12 protein-coding genes and 2 pseudogenes are annotated in these 14593 nt (G+C 69.6%); 7 read left to right on the plus strand and 7 right to left on the minus strand.

Going from position 1 to position 14593, the window contains the following annotated elements:
• Positions 1 to 121 precede the first annotated feature (121 nt).
• Both QA802_RS31985 and QA802_RS31990 read right to left on the minus strand, forming a co-directional pair.
• A pseudogene (locus QA802_RS31985) lies at positions 122 to 418 on the minus strand (urease subunit gamma); the annotation flags it as partial.
• A 498-nt stretch (positions 419 to 916) separates the two neighbouring features.
• Entirely contained in the window at positions 917 to 1459 is a 543-nt protein-coding gene (locus QA802_RS31990) for a transposase (RefSeq protein WP_334529968.1), read from the minus strand.
• 309 nt (positions 1460 to 1768) lie between these two features.
• Here QA802_RS31990 and QA802_RS31995 point away from each other — a divergent pair, with 309 nt between their 5' ends.
• From QA802_RS31995 to QA802_RS32010, 4 genes and pseudogenes are all read left to right on the plus strand, one after another.
• Positions 1769 to 2359 (plus strand): isochorismatase family protein, encoded by a 591-nt coding sequence (locus QA802_RS31995; RefSeq protein ID WP_334529971.1) that lies wholly within the window; start codon positions 1769 to 1771, stop codon positions 2357 to 2359.
• A gap of 792 nt (positions 2360 to 3151) precedes the next feature.
• Entirely contained in the window at positions 3152 to 3346 is a 195-nt protein-coding gene (locus QA802_RS32000; RefSeq protein ID WP_037672007.1) for a ribbon-helix-helix protein, CopG family, read from the plus strand.
• A complete protein-coding gene (locus QA802_RS32005) occupies positions 3343 to 3735 on the plus strand; it encodes a type II toxin-antitoxin system death-on-curing family toxin (protein ID WP_334529974.1) in 393 nt (130 codons plus the stop codon). The genes QA802_RS32000 and QA802_RS32005 overlap by 4 nt, the downstream gene beginning before the upstream one ends.
• Before the next feature lie 179 nt (positions 3736 to 3914).
• A pseudogene (locus QA802_RS32010) lies at positions 3915 to 4091 on the plus strand (DUF2398 family protein); the annotation flags it as partial.
• Between the two features lie 72 nt (positions 4092 to 4163).
• Here QA802_RS32010 and QA802_RS32015 read toward each other — a convergent pair.
• Together QA802_RS32015 and QA802_RS32020 are read right to left on the minus strand one after the other, a co-directional pair.
• Positions 4164 to 6995 (minus strand): FtsX-like permease family protein, encoded by a 2832-nt coding sequence (locus tag QA802_RS32015; protein ID WP_334529977.1) that lies wholly within the window; start codon positions 6993 to 6995, stop codon positions 4164 to 4166.
• Positions 6995 to 7672, minus strand: coding sequence for an ABC transporter ATP-binding protein (locus QA802_RS32020; protein WP_334529979.1), 678 nt, complete (start codon positions 7670 to 7672; stop codon positions 6995 to 6997). Before QA802_RS32020 ends, QA802_RS32015 begins: the two co-directional genes overlap by 1 nt.
• Before the next feature lie 124 nt (positions 7673 to 7796).
• Between QA802_RS32020 and QA802_RS32025 the strand changes: the two genes are divergently transcribed.
• Complete coding sequence (locus QA802_RS32025; protein ID WP_334529982.1) at positions 7797 to 8396, plus strand: PadR family transcriptional regulator; 600 nt, start codon at positions 7797 to 7799, stop codon at positions 8394 to 8396.
• A gap of 368 nt (positions 8397 to 8764) precedes the next feature.
• On the opposite strand, the gene QA802_RS32030 is transcribed toward QA802_RS32025, so the two are convergent.
• The 3 genes from QA802_RS32030 to QA802_RS32040 form a co-directional block, all read right to left on the minus strand.
• Positions 8765 to 9235, minus strand: a complete 471-nt coding sequence (locus tag QA802_RS32030; protein ID WP_334529985.1) for a VOC family protein — start codon at positions 9233 to 9235, stop codon at positions 8765 to 8767.
• Positions 9236 to 9638: 403 nt separating this feature from the next.
• Positions 9639 to 10118 carry a Crp/Fnr family transcriptional regulator gene (locus tag QA802_RS32035; protein WP_334529988.1) on the minus strand — a complete coding sequence of 160 codons (480 nt, stop codon included), beginning with the start codon at positions 10116 to 10118 and terminating at the stop codon, positions 9639 to 9641.
• A 417-nt stretch (positions 10119 to 10535) separates the two neighbouring features.
• Positions 10536 to 12158 carry a PucR family transcriptional regulator gene (locus QA802_RS32040; RefSeq protein ID WP_334529990.1) on the minus strand — a complete coding sequence of 541 codons (1623 nt, stop codon included), beginning with the start codon at positions 12156 to 12158 and terminating at the stop codon, positions 10536 to 10538.
• 288 nt (positions 12159 to 12446) lie between these two features.
• Between QA802_RS32040 and solA the strand changes: the two genes are divergently transcribed.
• Positions 12447 to 13583 carry an N-methyl-L-tryptophan oxidase gene (gene solA, locus QA802_RS32045; protein WP_334529993.1) on the plus strand — a complete coding sequence of 379 codons (1137 nt, stop codon included), beginning with the start codon at positions 12447 to 12449 and terminating at the stop codon, positions 13581 to 13583.
• A gap of 156 nt (positions 13584 to 13739) precedes the next feature.
• On the plus strand, positions 13740 to 14420 hold the full coding sequence (locus QA802_RS32050) for a haloacid dehalogenase type II (protein WP_334529995.1): 681 nt from the start codon (positions 13740 to 13742) through the stop codon (positions 14418 to 14420).
• The last annotated feature ends 173 nt before the right edge of the window (positions 14421 to 14593 follow it).

Genomic DNA, 14593 nt, shown 5'->3' on the forward strand with positions numbered 1-14593 from the left:
TGTCGGAGCGTACGGACGGGTTGGCGCTGTCGCCGCAGTCGATCGGGGAGCCTGGCTTGCGGGGTGGCTTGGGGTGCTCGACCTTGCCCGGGTAGACCTCGGGTTCCTCCGTGGCCTCGGGGATGGGGTCGTGGATGGTGACCAGTTTGGTGCCGTCGGGGAAGGTCGCCTCCACCTGGACGTTCTTGATCATCTCCGGGACGCCATCCATCACGTCGTCACGGGTGAGTACCCGTCGGCCCGAGTCCATGATGTCGCTGACCGTCTTACCGTCGCGCGCCGCCTCGAAGACGTGAGCGGTCAGTAGGGCCATCGTTTCGGGGTAGTTCAAACGCAACCCCCGGTTGCGGCGCTTGCCGGCCACGTCGGCCGCGACGTGGATCAGCAAGCGCTCCTGCTCATGCGGAGTCAAGTGCACGATGACTCGTCTCTGTTGTTCGGATGGTGCGTGCGGCCGGGCATCCCAAAGGTCACGGACAACGCTCCCCGGATGGCAACAGGCGCTCTCCGAGCATCAGTGGAGAGGAACGGCGGCACGGTCAAACGGCGGCTGATCTACACCATCTGGTGAATCAGCGAATACCCCGACATCCCGCCGGGCAGAAGGGACCCGTATCCGAAATCGACGCATGCTGCGAGTTGGTGGCTGCAAGGGACTTCGGCGATGAGTCATCGCCCTCACCGGGTTCCGTACCGACCTGCCCCGGCTAACCGAATGACGTCTCGACTGGACGTGCGGCGATTGAGGCTTGCGGCGCGATCGCTCCGCTCATGGATCTCGCCTGGGATCCCACGTGTGCCTGCTCAGCATGAAGAGCTACGGCCACGAGGCCGCCGCCTCTTCTCGTTCGCACGACGGAGACCAGACCTGCTTCGACCGCTGCTTTCACGAGGGGCGATTACGGTTCGGGTTCGGCTACCCAGGCCCCCAGCGAGCGAGCTCTGCGATTGCGGTCCAGTCGCAGTCGACTCTGCGTGAAGTTCCCCCCCCCGAACTGGACAGCGGGTGTTTACGCTGCCGGGGCGAGGTTCTGCCTGAGCAAGGATCTCGTTTCGAGCGGGGTGACGTACCCGTAGTCGGGGTGCCGACGAGCCGGCTGCGGTTGTACTCGACTTCGACGTAGCGGAAAACGTCGGCCCGGGCGGTCTCGCGGGTCTCCCACATGTCCTGTGCGAAGAAGGCGGTCGCTTTTCCCAGAACCTCGATCGTGGCCTCCTGCTCGCGAACCTTTCGCCGCAGCCGGACCAACTCCTCACGCTCCGCAGTGGTCAAAGCCCCGGCGGGTCCCTCACCGCGGTCGGCCTTCGCCTGCTTCACCCACCCGCGCAGCCCTTCGGGACTCACGCCCAGATCCCTCGCGACCTCGGTGACCGTCTTCTCCGAGGACAACGCCAAGGCGACCGCGTCCCGCTTGAACTCGGCCGTGTACCGCTTACTCATGTTGCTCTTGCTGCTCACTAACTGTGACTGCTTCCTCCGGGACCATCCGTCCCAGTATCAAGCTGTCCGGCTGGCAGGGGGAGCCTCAGCGGGCTGTCCGGCTGGCGACCGCTTGGTGCCAAGGCCGGCCGCGACCCGATGCACCGGACAGCGGACAACCGCATGGGCTGTGCCAGGTCCTCGCCTCTGTGCCAGGTCCTCGGCCCGCAGCTGGACCCTTTCATCAAGTGCGCCCCGATCGGGTGAGTGCTGGCCAGGTCTGCGTCAGCTCACCGACGGGAGGAGCGACCATACGGGCAACGGGTTCTTCCGAGGGAAAGGGTCTCGATGCGCCGTGCATTGATCGTTGTTGATGTGCAGAAGGACTTCTGCGAGGGCGGCAGCATTCCGGTGAAGGGCGGCGCGGGCAGGGCCGTGGCCATCGCCGACCTGGTGCGGCGCGCCGATGGAAGGTACGCGCACGTCGTCGCCACCCGTGACCACCACATCGACCCGGGGGCCCACTTCTCCGAGCATCCGGACTTCCAGAGTTCTTTTCCCGAGCACTGCGTCGTCGGCAGCGAGGGAGGCGAGTTCCATCCGGACTTCGCGCCCGCCGTCACCTCTGGCGGCGTGGACGAGGTGTTCTACAAGGGGGCGTACTCCGCCTCGAAGAGCGGTTTCGAGGGCTCGGCTCAGGACGGCACACCACTGGCCGACTGGCTGCGTGCCCGCCATATCAGTGGTCTCGACGTCGTCGGCATCGCGACCGACCACTGTGTGAAGGCCACCGCGCTCGACGGCGTACGAGCGGGCTTCGCCGTCCGGGTCCTGCTCGACTACACCGCCGGTGTTGCCGCCGACACCACCAGCACCGCGATCAATGAGCTACGCCAAGCCGGTGTGGTGCTGAGCGGCAAGCCAGTCGTCCTCGTCTGAGAACCACGGCCGCCTTCGCCGCGGGGCCTGCCCGCAACAGGCGCACCGTCCGTATAACGGTCCTGGCGTGGCTGCTGGTAGCCCGTTGATCAGCATCACCCCGGCGCGGGCGCCGCCGGCCAAGCCGAACAGAGCTGCGTGCATGGCTGGGCACAGCCGGACCTCTTCGGTGGCATGGGCGAGCTGGAGGGGAAGGGCGCGGCGCCCGGACGCTTCCGGGCCGGTGCTGAGCCGTCCCGTGTCCAGGTCGGCCGGGCCGTTCGGGAGAACCGCCGTGAACGAGTTGGGGCAGCCTGGCCTGTCTCCGCAGAAGAGGGGATGGGCTGTTGGCCATGACGCTCGTTTGACGCTCCGGGTGCCCGCAGGCGGTACAGCGGGCCGCAAAATGGGCTCTGACCTGCAACTTTCCGGATCCCGCTGAAGCCGACATCTTTCCGATGACGCATCACGTGGAGTGCGTGGCTATTCTGGAGCCGGTGGGCAAGGGTGCCTGACCTGCAGTTTTGTTGCTCTGGTGGGTTGCTCGACCTGTTTTCCCTCCAGGCAGCGGTTCGAGCGGACGGATCGATCTTTGAGAGCTCTGTGACCTGCGAATTCGTGAGCGAGGCGCTTGCAACGGCGACGCCTTCGAGTGGCTCTTGCGGAGATTCTTGACGCTCGGATGACGCTCGAATCGGAAGTCTCCACTGGCCTTCGCGGTAGCGATGCGCACGGCCGCCTGGTCCCACGCTCCGCGGAGCCGAGGACGCGACCCGACCGCGCCGGCCGATACCAGGCTGGTATCATCTCTGTATGGCGATGACACTCCGGCTCCCCGACGACCTTGACGCGAAGCTCACCGAGCGTGCTCGCCGGGAGGGCCGCAGCAAACAGGAACTTGCCATTGAGGCCATCCGCGACGCCCAGAACCGGGCCGAGCTGAAGGTCGACGACGTCCTGGCCGAGCTCATGGACAGCGATGCGGAGATCCTGGACTACCTGAAGTGACGGACGTGCGCTACATCCAGATCGACGAGATCCTGGCCATCGCCCGCACGGTCAACGGTACCGAGCACAGCGTGCGCGACATGGGCCTTCTGGTGTCGGCGATCGAGCGACCCCGGACGAACGTGTTCGGAGCCGAGTTGTATCCCACGCTGCACGAGAAGGCTGCGGCGCTGCTGCACTCCGTCGCCCGCAATCACGCGCTGATCGACGGCAACAAGCGCACCGCCTGGCTCGCCATGCGTGTCTTCCTGCGGTTCAACGGCGTCAACGCCAGTACCGTCCCGCCGGCCGTCTCCGTTGCCGGCCCGTTCGTGGAGGAAGTCGCGCAGGACAACATGGAGGTACCGGCCATCGCCAAGCGCCTCTCGACCTGGTTCCCCATCTCCTGACGTTCGACGTCGTGCGGTGGGGGGGGCGAAAGGGTGATCTGGGCTCCGTGCATTCCGTCGGCAGACTGATCCCGTTCTCTTGGGATCTGGCGTGCGGGGGCAGCCGGCGCTCGACGTCGGGTCGGCGCAGGTCCTTCAGCCGGCCCTCGACGTCCCAGGGGCGAGCAGCATGAAGACTCCTGGCCGCCGCCGATCCCGAACTCGTCGCCGCCGGGATCACGTTCAGTCTGGAGCGGCGTGACGAGCGCCTCGACCTCGCGGCCGTCGTCCGCCTGCTGCTGCGGCTCGGGGTGCTGCGGCGGGTGGCCGGCGAGGAGGACGCCTACGTCAGCGGATCGGGCGACGTCCTGTACGACGTGCGGCGGCGGCCCGTGAACACGGCCGGGGTCTTGCGCTGTGCGAAGCCGCCGGCGGTGGCGGCCGTCGGCTCAGTCGGCGGCGAGCAGGTGGGCGGGGGCGATCCGGGACAGCCCCCGGATCGGCACCGTCAGAGCCGCCACCACCAGGGCGGTCGCCGCGAGCGTGGCCAGCAGCGCGGCGCCGGCGACCGGGAACAGGTGTCCGTGCAGCACGCCCCGGCCGAGGACCAGCACCCCGGCCAGACCGGCCACCGCACCGGACAGTCCGCCCAGCAGAGCCAGTCCGATTCCCTCGTAGAGGGTCAGCTTCGCCAGCTCGCGGTTGGTCCAGCCGGTCGCCCGCAGCACCGCGAGATCGGCGGCGCGTTCGCGCTGCGAGATGACCAGGACGTCGATGGCGCCGGCGGCGCCCAGCAGCAGGGACAGAGCGACGCTGAGGTAGTCGGCCTCGCGCGCCTGCGCCACCACGGCACTGCCGAGCAGCGACCCGGCCACCTCGCCCCGGAAGGCCAGCGTCAGGGCGAGCAGCACAGTGAAGGCGGCCACTCCCAGCGCCAGCCCTGCCGCACCCAGCAGCGTGCGGCCCCGCACCCGCAGCAGGTTGAGCATGGCCAGTCCGGCCACCGAACGCACCGGGTGCGCGCGGCGGGCCGCCGTCACCGGGGGCCGGACGGCTTCCATCGGTCCCAGCCGGGTGGCGAGCCAGGCGGGGATCAGGCCCGCCGCCGTGGCCAGGAGGAGCGCCACCGGGAGCACGAGGAGTGACTTGGCGCCGGCTTCGGGCTGGCCCAGCACCCGGCCCAGCACGTACGCGAGCACCGTGCCCACGGCTCCGGCGGCGAGGCCGATCAGCGCCAGTTCGGCGAGGACCAGGCGGAGCACTTCGCCACCGCTCCAGCCAAGGCAGCGCAGCGTGCCGATCTCGATGCGACGTGAGCGCACCGAGGCCAGCGCCGCCTGGCCGATGAAGAGCGCGCACACGACGAGGACCAGCACGAAGAGCACCGCGCTCTTGGTGTCCACCGCCCGGAGAATGCGCAGTGCCACGCCCTTGGCGACCCAACGCTCCGTCACCTGCGCCGAGGCGCTCAGTGCCACCGTCTGCGGCGCGGGCGAGCTGCCGACGGTGACGTCGACCTGGAGCCGGGGGTAGGTGGCCCGGATCTTCCCGGCCACCGCGTTCACCCGCGCCCGGGAGGCGGTGTCGACGCCGGTCACTCCGGCCACCCGGATCCTGATCGCGCTGACCGGCGCCTTGTCCTGGAGGCTCGGGACCCGACGGCTCTTGGTGAGCGCGGTGATGGAGTCCATCGTCGTCAGCATGGTGGGCGGCGGGCTGACGTAGCCGCCCAGGTTGCGGTCGGGCTGCAGCGGCTTGCCGTGGAGCCTCGCTCGGGTCGCGCTGTCCGCACCGGTGACCTGTGGCGTCTGGTAGGTCTCCAACGGGGCGTCGGACAGGGGTGAGAAGCCGGGCAGTTTGCCGGTGTCGTATCGGCCGACCAGGTGGACGAAGGGATTGGGCAGGCGTCCGGAGTCCACGCCGTCGCAAGTACCCAGTCCGATGCAGCTCGTGGCGGCGTGACTGGTCACCTTCCGGTACTGGGCGCCCTGGTGGTTCTCTTCGGGGACGTTGGGGAACGGCTGCTGGTTCGAGTTGGTGATCCACAGGCTGGGCTTCTGCGGGGGCTGCGGCTGCGCGGCGAGGTCGCCGTCGGAGGTCCGGCGGTAGGTGACCGGGCCGACCGTCCAGTAGCTGCCGGTGTCGAACGAGTCCTCGGTCAGTGCCTTCCGGTAGCCCTTGCTCAGGTCGACTCGGGTCTTACCCACCGTTGTGCCGTGCAGGTTTCGGACGAAGCTGTCGGCTGTCGGGTTGCCCAGTTTCGAGGGCAGCTCGGCCGGGTCCCCGACGTCGAGCCGCTCGACGGTGGCGTCGAGTGTGCCGGTGGTCAGCGGGGTGTCGCTGAGCAGCGCCGGGATGTAGGAGTCGTGCTGTCCGTGGACGCTCTTGGCGCCCGACACCCTCCACGGCTTGTCCTGCTCGGTGAGCATCCGGCCCGAGGCGATGGTGTCGCCCAGGCCCACCAGTCGGTCCTCGGCCACCGGGTCGATGGCGGACAGCAGCACGGGGTAACTGACCGGAACGTCGATGGTGGCCTTGCCCTGGCCGGACTGGCAGTTCATCCGCGAACTCAGGTCGGGGTCGAACGGCGACCTGTCCCTGAGGTCCTCGGCGATGATGTTCGGCTTCAACGGCAGATCCAGGTTGAACTCGGTCTGCTCGGTCTTGTCCCGGTTGAAGTAGAAGCAGACGTCGTACTTCCCCTTGATCCGGTACCGCTGGGTGCTCTTGTCGACCGCACCCGTTTCCAGGGTGTCGGACTCGAAGAGGCCGTCCGACTCCGATGCCGACGTCAGGGGGGAGCGGGTGAGGTAGACGTACTCGTCCGAGGTGCGGTAGGTGCCCAGTCCGGAGGTGAGCGTAGGGCGGATGCGCAGGATCTGCCGGGACGCCTTGCCGTCCAGGAAGCGGGACACGTCCACCGTGACGGTGCTCGCCACCATGAGGTAGCCGATGTTGGCGACCGGCGCCGCCACATCGACCCCGGCCATGCCGCGGATGCGCCGGTACTGGTCGACGGTGATGCCGCCGAACGTGCCGGACAGGAAGTTCGGCGTGACCAGACCGCTCCGCCGCTCCACGTCCGTCTGCGAGTCGGGCGGGCGTACCAGGACGTCGTACGCGGAGCGTGCGTTCTTCCGTACCGTGCCCACGGTGGTCGCCTGGCTCGTGCTCACCGTCGCGGTCAGCAGGGTGAAACTGGTCGCCGCCACCAGGATCCCGGCGGCCAGGGCCAGCGCGCGCCCGCGTCGCCGCCGTAGCTGGTCGAGAATCATCGCCATCACGGGCGCAGGCCCCCCAGCCGGTGCAGTACGTCGCCGGACGGTGTGATCCGCTGGTCCGAGGTGATCCTGCCGTCCTGCAGCCGCACCACCCGGTCGCCGCCCGCGGCGACCTCCGCGTCGTGCGTGGCGATCAGCATCGTCATCCCGTAGCGCTCGCGCAGTGACATCAGCAGGTCGATGATCTCCCGCCCGATGACGCTGTCCAGATTGCCCGTGGGCTCGTCTGCCAGTAACAGTCCCGGCCGGTTGATCAACGCGCGTGCGACGGCGACGCGTTGCTGCTGGCCTCCCGACAACTGCGAGGGCAGGGCGTCGGCCCGCTGCTCCAGGCCGACAGCTTCGAGCAGCTCCATGCCGCGCGCACGCCGGTCGAAGTCGACTCTGCGCGGCAGGACGGGGGCGAGCACGTTGTCCAGCGCGGTCAGCGCGGGCAGCAGGTGGAAGCGCTGGAAGACGAAGCCGACACGCCGCCGGTGACGGTCCAGGTCCCGGGGCACCAGTTGTGTGCCGTCGATCTCGACGTGCCCCTCGTCGGGCTGGTCCATGCCGCCCGTCACATGCAGGACGGTGGACTTGCCGGCGCCGGACGGCCCGGTCAGCATCACCACCTCGCCGGCTGCGACCTCCAGGTCGATCTCGTCCAGAGCGGTCAGCCCGGGATACCGGCGGCTCACCCCGCGCAAAGTCACGCTCACAGCCATTGATGCAGCCTCGCCCTCGTACATCGCAGCACGTACATCGCCGCCCCTGCATTGCGACAATTCAGGGGTATGTTGTCACAATGTAGAAGGGACGTGTATGCCGCTCCATCACGCCGTGCTCGCGCTGCTGACCCGGCGACCGAATCACGGATACGAACTCAAGGCCCGTTTCGAGGAGGCCGTCGGCCCGCAGTGGGGTGGCCTGAACATCGGTCACCTCTACCAGATCCTCGAACGGCTGGTCCGTGACGGCTATGTCTCGCGCTCGCAGGTCACGCAGACCGACCGGCCCGACAAGAACCTCTACACGCTCACCGAAGCGGGCGAGGCCGAGCTGCGCTCGTGGGCGACCACCGCCTGGGTGCGCGTCGGCGGCTTCCGCGACGAGCTGTTCCTGAAGCTCCTCGGCGCTGTCGCGCTGGGCCCGCAGGCCCTGGCCACACTGATCGAGTCGCAGCGGCAGACGTACCTGTCGGAGCTTGCGGGCCTGGCGCAACAGCGCCGCGCACACGCCGACGAGCCACTGGTCGCCGTCCTGATCGACGCCGCCATCGCGCACACCAAGGCCGACCTCGGACTGCTGGACAGCGCCGCACAGCATCTGGGCCCGCTCGCCGCGGCACAGAGCGCGCAGGCGCCGGAGCGCTCACGGGTACGGGGCGACGCCGACGAGGCTCCGAGGGGCAGGGCGGGATGAGAGGGGCCGTACGCGCGGGGATGGATTGCCGGCGGGTGCGTCCAGCGGTGGCACCCTCAAGTCTGGAGACGCCGGCGCGAAGGGCAGTCGTTCAGCCTGATCGGGCGGGCACTCGGGACACCGATGCAGCGCGCCCGTCGCTTCCTGCTCGGTACGAAGAGAGGCTGAGCGACTCGACGCTCGTTGTGACGCCTGTCATCGAGCGGGACGCCGGTACTGCCGCCCTCCGTTGAAGATGCCGTCGTGTGCTCCCCGGAGATGGGCCGCATCGGTGGTGTGCACCGGCGGCGTCGAGGGCTCGCGCGGGTTCGGGTTCGCCGGGCGTCGAGGAGAGGGCCCCGGGCCGGTCGGGGTCCGAGGCCTTCGGGTCAGGCCGGCGTGTCAGCGTCCTGCGTGGCGGCCGCGAAGGCCTCGGGGCCCTGTTCCGCAGCCGCCGGGTCCATCCACATGACCTGCCAGCCGTGGCCGTCGAGGTCGTAGAAGCTGCGCGAGTACATGAAACCGTAGTCCTCGGCGCCGTCCGCCTCGGCGCCGCCCGCGGCGAGTGCGGCGGCGCTGACCTTGTCGACCTCCTCGCGGGACGACACGCTGAAGCAGTACAGCGCCAGCGTGTGCGTGGTGGGATCGGCCAGGGGCAGCTCGGCGAACTCCGCGAACTTCTCGCGGCTGAGCAGCATCACGAAGGCGTGCTCGCCGACCAGCATGCAGGCGGAGGTCTCGTCGGTGAACTTCGGGTTGAAACCGAACCCGAGGCCGGCGAAGAACGCCTTGCTGCGGTCGAGGTCCGCGACGGGGATGTTCAGGAACAGCATGCGGCCGGGGTGTGCGGGGTTCGTCATGACGGGTCTCCAGTCGGCGTATCGGTGACGTACGTCCTGTAGACCGGGGCGGGCGACGAAACTCATCGGTGTGCTCCGACGGCCCCTGCCGGGCCGTGTCCGGTCCTGGCAGGCGTCACGCCGTGTACAGGGCCGCCGCGAAGCTCCGGAATCATCCGGCTGATCGACCCGTGCTGAACGGCCGGGTACCCGGTGAAGTCCTTGGCGTCGACGGCCAGGATGCCGCGATAGGGGGGAAGCGAACGGCTGTGGGCATAGGGCTGGTCGGTACGTGACACGGGATCTCCTCGCATGGGACTTCGTTCGTCGTGGACAGCTCGAGCCTGCCGGGAAGGGGGGTGACCGTGTGCTCGCGGCGTGCAGAAGCGGCGTGACGCACGCCACACATGCTGGTGCGTTCGCCCTACGTCTCCCCGTCGGCGGTGAGTCGCAGAGCCCGTAGGTCGTCGAGGACGATCCGCCTGCGTTCCGCGCGCACACCGCGGGACGCCAGGGCGCGCAGGGCGGTGGTGACCGTGTTCCGGGACACCCCCAGGTGCTGTGCCAGCTCGTGCCGGGTGAGCGCGAGCTCCACAGCGCCGCCCGCGCCGAGCGCGATGGGGGGCTGCGCCGAGATGTCGATCAGGTACACCAGCGCGGCGGCCAACCGGACGTGGATGTCGCCGCCGCCTCGAGCCTCGTCCGACTCCCTCAGCCGCGTGAGGGCGTACCTCACGAGTGTGGGGAACAGGCCATGGTCATCGACGAATGCCAGGAAGTCCGCCTTGCCCAAGGCCCCCACGACACAAGAGGAGATGGATTCGACGTTCGCCGAGCGGACGCCGTCGTCCAGCTCACCCGGGCCGCGGAAGGCGAGCAGCGACAGATCCCCGTTCCGCTCCACGGATGACCTTGGCCACGCCCGTGACGACGGCAAGCACGTGCGTCCCGGGCTCGCCCTGCCGCAGCAGTACGGTGCCCGCCGAATGCCTCCGCTCGAAGGAGCGCTCCAACAGATCGGCCCAGACCGTTTCTCCGGTGAAGTCGCGAAGGCTCCGCCGTGGCGGCGTCGACTCCCCTCCTTCGGACCGGCGCGCCTGCCGATTTCGCTGATGCGGCGTCATGTCGACCATCATGCTGGACCGTTAGGGGAGTTCGGGCAGCGTTCGCCACCTCCGTCTGGCGATGCCGCCCACCGGTCACGGTCACCGGGCGCTCCCGCGCGCGCCCTCGGACCCTTGTGCGAGTCGCGTCCCCACCGGCCCGCGCTCGTGGCGAGCACCCACCCCGGCGCCCGGCGGGGGACGGGCGACGTGCCCCGTCATGCGCCGGGAACAGCTGCTTCTCCCGCGTCCAGAACCAGCACCGCGACGTGCAGGGACGTGCGCTGCAGACCTGATTCCAGGTCGCAGCCGAGGAGCCGTTCGATGGTGTGGAGGCGCTGGTAGTACGCCTGCCGGGACATGCCGGCGCGTTTCGCCGCGACCGATTTGTTCCCGGCCGCCGCCAGATAGGCGCGCAGTGCCGGGAGCAGATCGCCGCCGTTGCGGTCGTCGTGCTCGATGAGGCGGGTCAGTTGCCGTTCCGCGTACCGCTGCAGACGGGTGTCCTTCCGCAGGAGGCCCAGCAGCTCCGGCAGCCGGACGTCGGCGGGGACGTAGAACCACCGCTCGGGGGAGGCCGGTGTGATGGCCTCGGCCGTCTGCTCCGCCTCCTGCCACGACCGGGCGATCCCGCCGAGATCGGTCACCCCCGGGCCGACGGCGACGACGGCCCGCGGTCCGAGCTCCTCCCGGGTCAGACGGCCGATCCGCTCGGCGACCGGCTGCCAGGCGCTCGCCTGTGCCAGTGCCATGAGTACGCCGATCCGGCCCGGGGCCGTCTCGCCGACGAGGGCGCGCACGCCCGTGTGCGTCAGCGCCTTCGCGATCCGTTCGTCGAGGTGCTCGTCCTCGGTGCCGGTGTACGGGTGGCGGATGACCACGGCGAACAGCCGGTGCCCGAGGGCCGGGAGTCCCAGTGCCTCCGCGCGGGCGCGCGCGTCGGCGGGGGAGCGGAAACGCCGCTCGTACAGGTCCCGCAGTACCGAGCGGTGGGCCCTGCGTTCCCACCAGGCCTGTCCGGCCTGGCGCGCCATGGTCAGCGCGACCGCCGCACGTTCCAGTACGAGGACGTGTTCCGGGTCGGGCTCGGCGTTCAGCCGGTCCTCCAGCAGGACCAGCCGTCCCCACGGGCCGTGGTGGTCCTGCACCGGAGCGATCAGCCACCCCTCCGGGCCGCTCGGCGTGATCCTCTCCGGCGTCGGGGCGGCCCGCGACCGCCGCGACCAGGCCGACACCACCGGCTCGTACGGCCGGCCGAGCAGCTCGCACATCAGGACCCGGTGGGTGAGGTCCTCCAGCACCACGGGGGCTCCGGTGAGCTCCGCGGTGGTGTGCACCAGTTCCTCGGGGTCCGCGCCCCGCAGCGTCAGGGCGGTGAAGATGTCCTGGATCTCCCGCCCGCGGCGCAGCAGTGCCCCCTGGGCGTCGAGGATGAGCGCGTGCACGGTCTGCGTGACGTCGATGAACCGGACGCCACGGGCCAGCTCGACCAGCGGCACCTCACGGGCGCGGCACGCCGCCACCAGCTCGGGGGGCACCTTCCGGTACCGGTAGCCGAGCTCCACGACCAGGCCGGCCGCGCCGACGTCCGCGAGCTGGTCGACGTAGCCGCGCAGTTCGGAGGCGTCCTCGGGATGCGGCATGCCCGTCGTCAGCACCAGCTCGCCGCCCTCCAGGAAATCGGCGGGGTTGAGCAGCTCGGTGACATGTACCCAGCGCACCGGGCCGTCCAGCTGGGACTCGCCGGCCAGCACGCGCGGCATCCCTTCGGCGAGCACGGGCAGGCGCAGTACCTCCCTCAGTGTGGGGAAGTGCCCGGGTGCGTGATGTCTGGGCGGCATAGGGGGTGCTTTCATCCGAGGGAATCGGGCTCACCCTCGCACCGGCCACCCACCGTGACAAGAGGGGGGCCGGTATTGGTGCAGCCCGGCCGTCCGCTGTGACAGACCGTCTCGAGAAGGCCCCGAGGCGGAACACAGTGTGGGTTGACCTGCAGGTTCCCCCGGGCGGAAAGTGAACGCCATCCCCAGCAGGACCCGAACCGGAAAGGCCCGCACGGTGTCCGGACGGTGTCCGGACGGTGCTGGGGCCCGACTGCCACCCACCCCACCATCGAGAGGAGCGACCTCATGCGCATCCCGAAGCGCGTCGCCGTGATCGGTGCCGGCAGCATGGGCAGCCAGGCCATGTGGCGACTGGCGGCCCGCGGAGCCGAGGTCATCGGCTACGACCGGTACGCACCGGGTCACGACCGCGGCGCGGCCGGGGGCGAGAGCCGCATCTACCGAGCCGCCCACCTCGGCGAGCCCGGGTACGTTCCGCTGCTGCGGCTCGCGGACCGGATGTGGGAGCAGCTCCAGGCGGAGACGGGCCGGTCGCTGCGACGCCGCAGCGGCAGCCTGGTGATGGGGGATGCCTCCTCGCCGTCCATGAGCGTCCTCCTCTCCACCAGCGCCGCCCAGGGGCTGGATCACGAGGTACTGGACCGGGAGGAACTCGCCCGCCGCTACCCGCAGCACCGGCTCCCGGACGGACACACCGCCGTCCTCGACCGGTTGGGCGCCGTCATCAGGCCGGAGGCGTCGATCCAGGCCGCCGCCGCCCGTGCCGAGCAGTTGGGCGCCCGGCTGCACCGCTACACCACGGTGCGCGAGGTCGTCCCCGCGGCGGGCGGCGGGGTTCGGGTCGTCACCGACCGGGGCACGGACCACGTGGACGCCGCCGTGGTGACCGTGGGCCCGTGGATCAACACCCTGCTCCCGGACCTCCCCCGGACCGTCGACGTCCGCCGGGTGGTCTGCTCCTGGCACCTGCCCACCCGCCACGACTGGTTCGCGGGGGGCGCCCCGCCCTTCGTGCGCGCCGCACCCCACGACTGCTTCGGGATCCCGTCGCCCGACGGCATCTCCGTCAAGCTCGGTCTCTCCGTCAAATACCATGCGCCGGTGCCCGCGCCCGAACGGCTCGAGCGTACGGTCCGTCCCGAGGAACTCGGGGTCTTCCGCGAGCTCATCGGTGAACTCATGCCCGACCTGAACCCCGACCCCATCAGGATGTCGGCCTACATGGAGGGCTACACCGACTCCGGGAACCCGCTCGTCGGTCATCTCCCCGGCGAGGACGACATCACCGTCATGGCCGGGTTCTCCGGCAGCGGCTTCAAGTTCTCGCCCGCGATGGGAGAGATCGCCGCAGACCTGGCGCTCGACGGCGCCACGCAGCACCCCGTCGACTTCCTCGCCCCGGCAGAAGCCGGCACCGCCTGATCCCGGCGATCGTCGAACTCATCACCCCCGCTCACGGACATCACCCCCCGCTCACTGTCATCACCCCCCACTCGCCACATCTTCGTCATGAGCATGCCCAAAAGAGCCCACGCCGGCCCTGACCAGTTCCCCGAAGCAAGAAAGTGGAGCACTTCCATGCCCATTCCCTCGTTCCAGTTCCGCCCGAAGTACGTCTCGTTCGACTGCTACGGCACATTGATCGAGTGGCCGATGACCCCCATCACGCGTGAACTCGTCGGCGACCAGATCCCGGCCGAGCACTGGGACCAGTTCGTCAAGGAGTTCCGCGGCTACCGCTACGACTCGGTCCTCGGCAAGTACTACCCCTACGAGCAGACTCTGCAGGACGCCTTCGAGGGGGTCTGCCGCAAGTGGGGCGTGAAGGCCGCCCCGGACGCCGGCAAGCGGTTCGCCGACGGCGTGCGCAGCTGGGGCCCGCACGCGGACGTGCCGGAACCGCTGAAGAAGATGGGCGAGAACTACAAGCTGGTGATCCTCTCCAACGCCGGCGACGCCTTCCTCGAGGAGAGCGTGCCCCGGCTCGGGGCGGACTTCCACGCGGTCTTCACCGCGGAGCAGGCCGGCTACTACAAGCCCCGGTACGCGGCGTTCGAGTACATGCTCGACCAGCTCGGCGCGTCCCCGGAGGACTTCGTGCACGTCTCCTCCCACACCCGTTACGACCTGATGCCGATGCACGACATGGGCTTCCGCAACCTCGTCCTCCTGGACCGCGGCTGCGACCCGGTCACCCACGGATACGACTACGTGACGGTGAAGTCCCTGGACGAGCTCAACACCATGCTCGGCATCTGACGCGCGACGCACACCCGCCCACGCAGCACCTACTTCCCGGCGGGCGCCCGGTCTCGTGCGGCCGCCCATGAGCCCGGCACGTCTTCGGGCACCGGCCGACGACGTCCCACCCCGTCGTGACCCGTACGTCGTCCCCGCGTCACGGATTCCCCGCGTCACGGATTCCCCGCGTC

The organism is Streptomyces sp. B21-105 (assembly GCF_036898465.1).
GTDB lineage: Bacteria > Actinomycetota > Actinomycetes > Streptomycetales > Streptomycetaceae > Streptomyces.

Coding starts and splice junctions, on each gene's coding strand:
- QA802_RS31995 (WP_334529971.1), top strand. CDS start 1,769: ATGCGCCGTGCATTGATCGTTGTTGATGTGCAGAAGGACTTCTGCGAG.
- QA802_RS32000 (WP_037672007.1), top strand. CDS start 3,152: ATGGCGATGACACTCCGGCTCCCCGACGACCTTGACGCGAAGCTCACC.
- QA802_RS32015 (WP_334529977.1), bottom strand. CDS start 6,995: ATGGCGATGATTCTCGACCAGCTACGGCGGCGACGCGGGCGCGCGCTG.
- QA802_RS32025 (WP_334529982.1), top strand. CDS start 7,797: ATGCCGCTCCATCACGCCGTGCTCGCGCTGCTGACCCGGCGACCGAAT.
- QA802_RS32030 (WP_334529985.1), bottom strand. CDS start 9,235: ATGACGAACCCCGCACACCCCGGCCGCATGCTGTTCCTGAACATCCCC.
- QA802_RS32040 (WP_334529990.1), bottom strand. CDS start 12,158: ATGCCGCCCAGACATCACGCACCCGGGCACTTCCCCACACTGAGGGAG.
- solA (WP_334529993.1), top strand. CDS start 12,447: ATGCGCATCCCGAAGCGCGTCGCCGTGATCGGTGCCGGCAGCATGGGC.
- QA802_RS32050 (WP_334529995.1), top strand. CDS start 13,740: ATGCCCATTCCCTCGTTCCAGTTCCGCCCGAAGTACGTCTCGTTCGAC.